Here is a 9,504-nt window from a genome sequence, read left to right on the forward strand (position 1 = left end):
CCTCATATTGTGTGTTAAGTGACCACGGAATGCAAGCGTTTACGCAGATGAGAGACAATTCCTCCCCCTTTTTCCGTAAAAAAAAACGCAAAAAAGCAACCCTTCGCCCTGTTCAAGGACAAAAGGTTGCTTACCTTTTCCGTAACCATAATAGTCGGTCTACCAGAAATAAATCATTTCCGAGCCGTTTCTTCTATTATAACGAAAAAGAATTAATGTGTCGTGCACAAATTCAAAATACCGCGTTCCTCAAGTACACTCACCAAAGTCGAACCCATCTCAGCAGGAGTTGGTGCTACTTTGATTCCACATGATTCCAGCTTCGCAATCTTCTCTTTGGCTGTACCTTTACCGCCAGAGATAATAGCGCCAGCATGGCCCATCCGTTTGCCTGGAGGCGCTGTTACGCCACCGATAAAGCCAACAACCGGTTTGGTCATGTTTTCACGTACCCAATCTGCAGCATCCTCTTCAGCTGTACCACCAATCTCACCAATCATGATGACCGCATGAGTCTGTGGATCTTCATTGAACCGTTTGAGGATATCAATGAACTCGGAGCCTTTTACAGGGTCTCCCCCGATTCCTACAGCAGAAGATTGTCCAATGCCACGTGTCGTCAGTTGATGAACGGCTTCATAGGTAAGTGTTCCACTACGGGAAACAACGCCTACGTGCCCTGCCATATGGATATAACCAGGCATGATACCGATTTTACATTCGCCTGGTGTAATGACACCTGGACAGTTTGGTCCGATCAGGACGGTATTTTTACCTTCCATGAAGCGGTCAACCTTGATCATGTCAAGAACCGGAATACCTTCTGTAATACAGATCACGAGGTCCAGCTCAGCATCAACAGCTTCCATAATGGAATCTGCTGCAAATGCAGGAGGAACGTAAATGACGCTCGCTGTTGCGCCTGTAGCTTCCTTCGCTTCCTGCACAGTGTTGAACACCGGCAGACTAGCTACTGTACCGTCTTCCAACGTGATATCCACATTAGTTCCGCCTTTACCCGGTGTAACTCCGCCTACCATCTGGGTTCCGTAGTCCAATGCGCCCTTCGTGTGGAACATTCCCGTTGAACCCGTAATGCCTTGCGTAATGACTTTTGTATTTTTATCGATCAAAATACTCACGTTGCTTCACATCCTTACGGTTATTTTTCAATTCCCGGACAGCTCCGGTACTAAGGAATGAACTTATTTTACGAGGGCAACAATTTTCTGTGCACCATCGGCCATGGAATCAGCAGGAACGATATTCAGGCCAGATTCACCCAGTATACGTTTGCCAAGCTCCACGTTAGTTCCTTCAAGACGAACAACCAGCGGTTTGGTCAGGCCAAGCTGCTTCGCGGCTTCAACAACACCATTGGCGATAACATCACAGCGCATGATGCCACCGAAGATGTTAACAAAGATCCCAGCTACTTTGGCATCGGATAAGATGATCTTAAATGCTTCAGTCACCTTCTCTGTTGTTGCACCGCCCCCAACGTCAAGGAAGTTGGCCGGGTCTCCACCGTAGTATTTAATAATATCCATCGTTGCCATCGCAAGTCCCGCACCATTGACCATACAGCCGATGTTGCCATCAAGTGCTATGTAGCTGAGGTCGTATTTGGAAGCTTCGATTTCTTTTTCATCCTCTTCATCCAGGTCACGCAGTTCCAAAATGTCTTTGTGACGGAACAGGGCGTTGGAGTCAAAGTTTAATTTCGCATCTAGCGCGATAACGTTTCCATCTCCGGTAACAACGAGAGGATTGATCTCTGCAATAGAGCAATCTTTTTCGACAAATGCAGTGTACAGCGCGAGCATGAACTTAACAGCTTTGTTCACCAGTTCATTTGGAATCTTAATGCTGTAGGCCAGTTTACGGGCCTGGAACACTTGCAATCCAATGGCAGGGTCAATGATTTCTTTGAAAATTTTCTCAGGTGTAGCTTCAGCTACTTCTTCAATCTCAGTACCGCCTTCTTCGGAAGCCATCATAACTACACGGCCTGTGGCACGGTCCACAACAACACCCACATAATACTCTTTGCGGATATCGCATCCTTCTTCAATCAGAAGACGTTTCACTTCTTTACCTTCTGGTCCAGTCTGGTGTGTTACCAATACTTTGCCCAGAATTTCAGAAGCATAGGCACGAACTTCATCCGTACTCTTTGCCACTTTTACGCCGCCGGCTTTACCCCGGCCACCTGCGTGAATCTGTGCTTTGACAACAGTCACTGGACTGCCCAATGCCTCAGCGGCCGCGACCGCTTCATCGACTGTATAAGCAACCTTTCCGTTTGGAACGGTAACTCCATACTGTTTCAGTACTTCTTTTCCTTGATATTCATGGATATTCATTCTCGAATCCTCCTATCAACATGACTGCAACAAGGCGGGTTGGTAGACTAACAAAAGACAAATGTTGACTATTTTCACTCAAGCCCAATTCATTGTAACACGTTTTTAAAACGCTTTCCTTAAAAAACTAATGGTTAATAGACAGTATTTTGATATGAGTATGATCCCATATTGTGAATGCTTGGGTATTTATGGAAAAAACCTCAGCTAAAAACTGAGGTTTCCTTGATGTAAAACTACATTTTATTTTTTGGCTGCGTTGGTGTTGGTTTCGTGAACTTTCTCCAGCAATCCTTTGAACTGACCCAGCAATGTTTCAAACTCTGTACTGTTCAAACACGCATCTCCCTGAATGGATTCAGGTATGGATAATGCCTTGTTCCGCAACTCACGACCCGAGTCGGTTAGTGTAATTAATACTTTTCGTTCGTCCTGAGCCGAGCGTTCGCGATTAATAAGTCCTGCTGACTGCAAACGTTTGAGAAGTGGTGTCAACGTTCCCGAATCGAGATAGAGAGCCTCCCCGATCTCCTTAACCGTACATTCTTCACGTTCCCATAAAACCATCAACACCAAATACTGGGAATACGTTACGCCAAGTACCTCCAGATAAGGCTGGTACATCTTCGTAATCTCACGTGAACAAGCATATATGGCAAAGCATAATTGGTTATCCAGCTTCAAACTGTCAGTCTGCATATGTCTTTCTCACCTGCCTATTGTGCAATCTATTCCTAATAATACGGGAACTATAGATCTATACTATCACAAAATAGAAAAAAAACAGAATAATTGAGCACAAATGATTTTACTATTCAATTTAATTATGATAAATTAGATTGCGTAAAATATAAATATAATTAGATAATTATCATTTCATCCCCATGATTTAACAACAATAATAGATAAGTCCAGCGAACAGATTCACGATTTCTCAGGTCAAATTTAATAATCATAATGAAAGTTTATACGTAACCATTTCACCAAAGCTATTTAATGATTTCCTTCCAGAAATAAAATTCAGGGATCAGGAAAGATGACTACAGCAATGATAATGACAGGTTGACTCCATGATTCCTTTTATATAAAATGCTTAATAGAAGCTGAGGAAGCACCTTAATTCGTAGACTGGCCCGTATTATGCGGAGTCAAGAATCGAGTGAGGTGTTTCTTTGTTATGTACGGAAAATTACACAGTGCGTGTTTGTACGGAATCGATGGTGTTCTGATCGAGGTGGAAACCGATTTATCTAATGGTCTGCCACAGACATCCATCATCGGTTTACCGGATTCAGCTATTCGTGAGGCCGTTGAACGTGTCCGTGCAGCGATTAAAAACTGCGGATATCAGTATCCTTTACAGCGGATCACAATCAATCTGGCCCCCGCTGATCTACGCAAGGAAGGATCTTCCTTTGATCTAGCCATTGCTATTGGTTTACTTATGACAAGCGGCCAGCTTGTACTTCCTCCCCAGGAACGGACACTAGTGGTTGGCGAACTGGCGTTGGACGGTTCGATCAGGTCCGTGCCGGGCATTTTATCCATGGTGGATCTGGCCAAACGGCAAGGCTTTACGTCCGTGCTCCTACCTTTGGATAACGTGGAGGAAGCGTCACTGATTCGAGGTATCCAGGTTTTTGGTATTCGTCATTTACAGGATATTGCTCCGGAAAACCCAGATCAACCCTCTAATTCAGTGGGAATACCAAATAATTCGAATGCAGGACCAGTCGTGTTGAAAAATTATGCACACCTCGCTGCTCCTATAACTGATAAGACTCATAAGATGGCGGATAGGAAGACGAGACAAACACCATTATTTGCAGACGACTATAGTGATGTTCTAGGGCAGCATCATGTAAAACGCGCGCTTATGATTGCTGCAGCCGGCATGCATAATATACTGCTCGTTGGACCGCCAGGCACGGGCAAAACGATGTTAATCAAACGTCTACCCTCCATCCTTCCTCCTTTGTCAGAAGATGAAGCGTTGGAAGTCACCAAAGTATTAAGTGCCGCAGGCAAGTTGAAAGAAGCGCCTCAAGGCCTGATTGCAGACAGACCTTTTCGCTCTCCTCACCACACGATATCCACCTCTGGTCTGATTGGAGGCGGTGGTATCCCAAAACCGGGTGAAGTGAGCCTTGCCCACCGGGGCATATTGTTTCTGGATGAATTACCTGAATTCCAGCGCCAAGTGCTGGAGGTATTAAGGCAACCGTTAGAGGATCGCACAGTGACAATTAGTCGGGCACGGGCTGCTTTCACCTTTCCGGCCCAGTTTATGCTTGCATGTTCCATGAATCCCTGTCCCTGCGGATATTTGTCCGCTCATTCGGAGGAGCAACGCTGCATATGTAGTCCAGCCCGTGTTGCCGCGTACCGAGCCAAAATTTCAGGACCACTGCTGGACCGCATTGATCTTCAGGTTGAGGTTCCTCCACCAGGCGAGTGGCGCAAGTCTGCTGCTTCTCCTTCCTCTGAAGAAATGCAGGCAAAAGTGATCCACGCTCATCAAATTCAGGCTACACGTTATGCCAAAAGTTCAGTCCGTTGGAATAGCCAGCTTTCGGGCACGCTTTTGCGACGAACGATCCATCTCCCCCAAGAGGCAGAGCAACTGTTAGAGCAAACGCTGCAAACGTTAAACCTGAGCATGCGTGCACATGATCGGATTATCAAGATGGCACAGACAATTGCCGATCTGGACCATGAAGGTGAAATTGTGACAGCTCATGTGGCTGAAGCCATCCAGTATCGTCAATTGGATCTTAATTTATTTTGAAGCTATTTTAGAAGCATATGGAGGGAAGAACAGGCCGATTTACCCAAAGGCAGTGAAATGGGCATGAAACTGTAAACAGCAGAGGAAGATCGAGAAGGATTCCTTATGCAGATTCTACAATGCGGATACGCCAACATGACAAAAAACGTACAAGCCCTTCTCTTCTGTGAAGAAAGGTACTTGTACGTAGATTTCCCTGTAAACGTAAGGGGATCTTATATAGCTAAGGTCTACAATAATCTATTATTCAAAAAGAGTGAGTTTGTCCTTAGCTGGTGTGCGTTCTTTGGCAGAAGGAATAACATCAGGATATCCCATATAAATCATGCCTACAATCTTCTCTCCCGCCTCTATTCCAAGCGGTTTGCGGAATTTGGGAGCGTACAAGAATGGCTTGGTCACCCAGAACGTTCCAATGTCTTCACTCCAGGCTGCAAGCATAAAATTCTGAACCAATGCACTAACCGCAGCGAAGTCTTCGTCCCAGATATTCTGTCTTGGATCTTCTTCCAGCACAACAAGCATAACGGATGGAACTTGCATAATATTGGGTGAGAATTTGTTGTCTTCTCCCATTTCTGCATCAATAGCCTCAGCCAGTTTCTTCCGTCCATTTCCGGTAAACAACAAAAATCTCCAAGGTTCACGCAGTTTATGATTAGGAGCCCAGACTGCCGTATCCAGCAATTCTATAATCTGCTGTGTAGGAACAGCTTCTTTTTTGAATTTTTTCACCGTACGACGGTTTTGAATCGCATTTCTGACTTCATTTGTTGTTTTCGTAGCTTTACTCATCGGCCGTACCTCCTGTTTATAAAATCATTTGCAACCGCAATAGTGATTCGCGGCCTTGTACATTCAATATAATTTCTTTATGACATAATAAAATACCAGTTTACCTTCTTGATTATACACCCATCTGATCACGAGATTCAAAGGGGAGGCAAGGTCAGTACCGTTAGGGTCATTCCAACAGAAAAGACGACTCTGAATCTTGATTCACCACGAGGGATCATAAAGTCAGAACCGTCTTTTATTCTCATGTTATTTATTCACATATCATATCAACGAGTAATCAATCGTCGTAACTCTCCCCTTCAAACGTGCCATTCCCTTCAAACGTGCCATTCCCTTCAAATGTGCCATTAATAAAATCCATTTTGTTGTACTTCTCCTGGTTACCTGCAACATCTGTACTATAGTACTCTACCACCTTGACATCAGGGGCATAAAACTTGACGGGTCCCTCATAGTTTTTCCATTCTCCCCCGTTGATTCGATATTGCGTTGTTTTTACACCCGAACCTTTGACTTCGTCTGTTGCCTGAAGTCTGAATGTAAATCCTTTGATGTATATTTTCCCGTTCACAGTATCTGTAATAGGAACTAATCTGTACTTGGTTACTGGAGGTGTAAAATCTGCATCCTTCTTAAGTACGATATTAAACGTATTATGATCTCCTTTTACAAGAGTAACGCTCAGGCTCGTTTTTAGATATCCTGCTGCTTCTCCCGTTATCGTTCTAGCCCCTGTTGGTACGCGCTTTATTAAATAGTTGCCTTGAGCATCTGTTGTTGCCGAACCTCCAGCATTAACTTTAGCCCCACTTACTGGATTGCCCGACTCATCTACAACTTTTCCCCGCACGTGTGCCGCCTCTGCCAAAACAACATCCATTCTCAAGGTTCCTCCCTCCCGGACACCCAAGCGATCCTGTTCATATAACATATAATCATCGGCATCTACCCATATTGCAATGTTCGGATTATAGGCGTAATCAATTCCTGTAACCGCATATCGACCTTGCTGATCAGTTTTCACTATACGATCAAAGACACTTGTTACTTTTATACGAGCATCTGGAACCGGTCTGCCTGCCTGATCTTTGACTGTTCCTACAATCGTGGATGGCTCATAAATACGAAAATCAAGTTGTATTTGCTCTCCACCCCTTAAACTATAGGAAGTGTAATGTCGATACGGCACATACCCCTCTGCTTCAACTGAAAAGGTAAATACAGTATAGTTCTCAACGGATTCAATAATACGATAATTCCCACTCTCATCTGTCTCCACGCTGTGTTCCTTATTCCCATAATCAAGCCAATACTTGACAGGCAATCCCTGACGATCAATCACTTTACCTGACACACTAACCGCATTGTCAGATTCAGTAGCATAAGAAACTCCGGAATACATGATTCCAAACAAAATGAAACATAAAGATAGTGTACTTAGTCGAATGATCCATTTGATACTTGTCTGCATCTTCTCACTACACCTCATTTATTTTATTGATCAAACATTGCTCTTTAACCTCTTAAATTAACTGACCATAAGTTCAAGCTTCCAGAATTCTCCGTCCCAAACATATTGCCAAATCCCCTGTCCACCGTTCATGGTCTCGCTGATATCCAGCACTTCCATCCGAGGGCACTCCCATACTTGTTTTACTGTGTTGTTCGAAATATTCTGAAGCTCTTTCATACATCCCACCAACCTCTCTTTAAATTTCAACTTTCTTATTTTATTAAAAATGATACATTTTGTATCTATAATTTTCTGAAATACAATGATTTTATTATCAATGCTCTATCCTCTGTTTAGTGATTTCATAGGTAAATCAAAAAAGCCGCAGCTCCTGTATGTAGAGGAACTACGGCTTTAGAATATTAACTAATTTTAAAACTAAAACGAATGCAAAGATAAGACATAATTAAACTTGTACTTCAAAATTACTGACCGACTCACATTAAAAAGATACAATTCGTATCAATTAATACAGCAGTAACTTCGAATGTAATTCTTAAAAAGCATTAACAATATGATTCACAGAGACAATCTCTCCTGCTTGATCAAGCATTACGGCAATTACATCAAAACGGATCTGAAGTTCCGTCTCTCCCGTCATTTGCAAATACACGGATGCGGTTGAACGCACCTGCTGCATTTTACGCATATCAACCGATTCCTGAGGTGTACCGTACTGAGCGGCTCCACTTCTGCTTCTTACTTCCACAAAGATAATCAGGCCCTCGCAGGAAGCAATGATGTCAATCTCACCGCTACGGCAACGCCAGTTCTGTCTAATGATCCGATAATCGTTCTCTCGCAACCATTGACAGGCAGCCTCTTCACCTAATCGGCCTTTCTGCTGTCGTGTGAGCTTTAATCCTGGCTCCTGACCCAATCTACGTTCTACCATGACTCATTTTCCTCACGTCCTGAGGCCATGCGATCTGCACGGTAGACGTACGTTAGCACCTCTGCGACCAGTTGATACAGCTCTGCCGGAATCTGTTCATCCAGATCCAACTTGGAGAGCACCTCCACAAGTGCTGCATCCTCCTGAACAGCCACGCCGTTTTCTCTGGCTTTATCCAGAATGGCTTCTGCTACTTTGCCACGGCCCTTCGCTACAACAACAGGTGCTTCACTCTCTCCAGGGACATACTTTAGGGCAACCGCCTTTTTGGAAAGCAGGTCCGGTTGTGACGACTCGTCTTTCATACCTTCAAGTCCACCCCTTTGTATCGTTCAGGACTATAGTCCGAGGCCCGCGTTTTTCGTTCCGCGCCCGGTTCCTGCCCCACAGGCCACGGTTCCGCCTTGAAGGTCAGCAGTTGATAGCCCAGCTTGTCCAATGCCTGATGGATTACCTCTCGTCCACTCTCCAGGAGCGGTCCCATGCCTTCGCGATCATTTAATACACGCAGACTGACAATGTTATTAACCACATGGACATCTACCAGAGTAGGCCCAAGACTCTTCATGTCCAGATCGAACCATAGACGGCAATTGGACGCATCCAGCTCTCCACGAGGTCCACGACGTGATTGAATCTGAACAGACGCCGTTTCTTCCCCATCCGGTCCAGTGATCGGAATAAACCAGTGCATCTGTGCAAATGTAGCACTGCGATCTGTTGTTAGCAATAACTGCTGACCTGTCAGATATTGCACGGCCTGTCCGGCGGCATCCTTAAGCGCCGCCGGTGCACCTTCGCTGCTGGCAAGTTGCAGCAGCAAGCCCTTCAGCGTGTCCGCATTTGCCGGACTCGCCGCATCCCCCACGCGCGGCTGCACTGCCGCGCCGTGAACGGCCTGCTGCTCGTGCTCCGCACCGAGCAGCTTCAGCACGCGCCCCACCCACGGGTCCCTCTCGTGGGTGACAGGCGCGTGCACTGCCGCAGCTCCCGCAGGTGCTGCGGCACTACCGCCAGCCGGCGGCGCATCAGCGCCGGCTGGCAACGGCTGCGGCACGCCTCCGGCAGCCGCAGCCGCCTGGCCGCCCTGCGATGCAGGGGCGGCCTGTGCTGCAGTGGACGCGCTGCGCAAGGCGTCCAGCAG

10 protein-coding genes are annotated in these 9,504 nt (G+C 45.6%); 1 reads left to right on the plus strand and 9 read right to left on the minus strand.

Features of this window, described 5'->3' with window-relative positions; translation table 11 throughout:
- Positions 1–212: 212 nt before the first annotated feature.
- From sucD to C170_RS10975, 3 genes are all read right to left on the minus strand, one after another.
- Positions 213–1,142, minus strand: a complete 930-nt coding sequence (gene sucD / locus C170_RS10965; RefSeq protein WP_036609382.1) for a succinate--CoA ligase subunit alpha — start codon at positions 1,140–1,142, stop codon at positions 213–215.
- 63 nt (positions 1,143–1,205) lie between these two features.
- Positions 1,206–2,366 carry an ADP-forming succinate--CoA ligase subunit beta gene (sucC, locus tag C170_RS10970; protein ID WP_036609384.1) on the minus strand — a complete coding sequence of 387 codons (1,161 nt, stop codon included), beginning with the start codon at positions 2,364–2,366 and terminating at the stop codon, positions 1,206–1,208.
- Between the two features lie 243 nt (positions 2,367–2,609).
- Entirely contained in the window at positions 2,610–3,065 is a 456-nt protein-coding gene (locus tag C170_RS10975; protein ID WP_036609387.1) for a MarR family winged helix-turn-helix transcriptional regulator, read from the minus strand.
- Positions 3,066–3,543: 478 nt separating this feature from the next.
- On the opposite strand from C170_RS10975, the gene C170_RS10980 reads away from it, so the two are divergent.
- Positions 3,544–5,154 carry a YifB family Mg chelatase-like AAA ATPase gene (locus tag C170_RS10980; protein WP_036609389.1) on the plus strand — a complete coding sequence of 537 codons (1,611 nt, stop codon included), beginning with the start codon at positions 3,544–3,546 and terminating at the stop codon, positions 5,152–5,154.
- A gap of 243 nt (positions 5,155–5,397) precedes the next feature.
- On the opposite strand, the gene C170_RS10985 is transcribed toward C170_RS10980, so the two are convergent.
- The 6 genes from C170_RS10985 to C170_RS11005 all read right to left on the minus strand — a co-directional run bounded on the left by C170_RS10985 (position 5,398) and on the right by C170_RS11005 (position 9,492).
- Positions 5,398–5,949, minus strand: coding sequence for a nitroreductase family protein (locus C170_RS10985; RefSeq protein ID WP_036609391.1), 552 nt, complete (start codon positions 5,947–5,949; stop codon positions 5,398–5,400).
- 280 nt (positions 5,950–6,229) lie between these two features.
- Entirely contained in the window at positions 6,230–7,423 is a 1,194-nt protein-coding gene (locus tag C170_RS10990; protein ID WP_036609393.1) for a carboxypeptidase-like regulatory domain-containing protein, read from the minus strand.
- 57 nt (positions 7,424–7,480) lie between these two features.
- Positions 7,481–7,642 carry a paeninodin family lasso peptide gene (locus C170_RS31485; protein WP_143781352.1) on the minus strand — a complete coding sequence of 54 codons (162 nt, stop codon included), beginning with the start codon at positions 7,640–7,642 and terminating at the stop codon, positions 7,481–7,483.
- A gap of 319 nt (positions 7,643–7,961) precedes the next feature.
- Positions 7,962–8,360 carry a YraN family protein gene (locus C170_RS10995; protein WP_051447123.1) on the minus strand — a complete coding sequence of 133 codons (399 nt, stop codon included), beginning with the start codon at positions 8,358–8,360 and terminating at the stop codon, positions 7,962–7,964.
- Complete coding sequence (locus tag C170_RS11000; RefSeq protein ID WP_036609395.1) at positions 8,354–8,665, minus strand: EscU/YscU/HrcU family type III secretion system export apparatus switch protein; 312 nt, start codon at positions 8,663–8,665, stop codon at positions 8,354–8,356. Before C170_RS11000 ends, C170_RS10995 begins: the two co-directional genes overlap by 7 nt.
- Positions 8,662–9,492: a hypothetical protein gene (locus C170_RS11005; RefSeq protein WP_200868497.1), complete on the minus strand. Its 831-nt coding sequence runs from the start codon at positions 9,490–9,492 to the stop codon at positions 8,662–8,664. Before C170_RS11005 ends, C170_RS11000 begins: the two co-directional genes overlap by 4 nt.
- Positions 9,493–9,504 lie beyond the last annotated feature (12 nt).

Source organism: Paenibacillus sp. FSL H7-689, assembly GCF_000517905.1.
Taxonomy (GTDB): domain Bacteria; phylum Bacillota; class Bacilli; order Paenibacillales; family Paenibacillaceae; genus Paenibacillus; species Paenibacillus amylolyticus.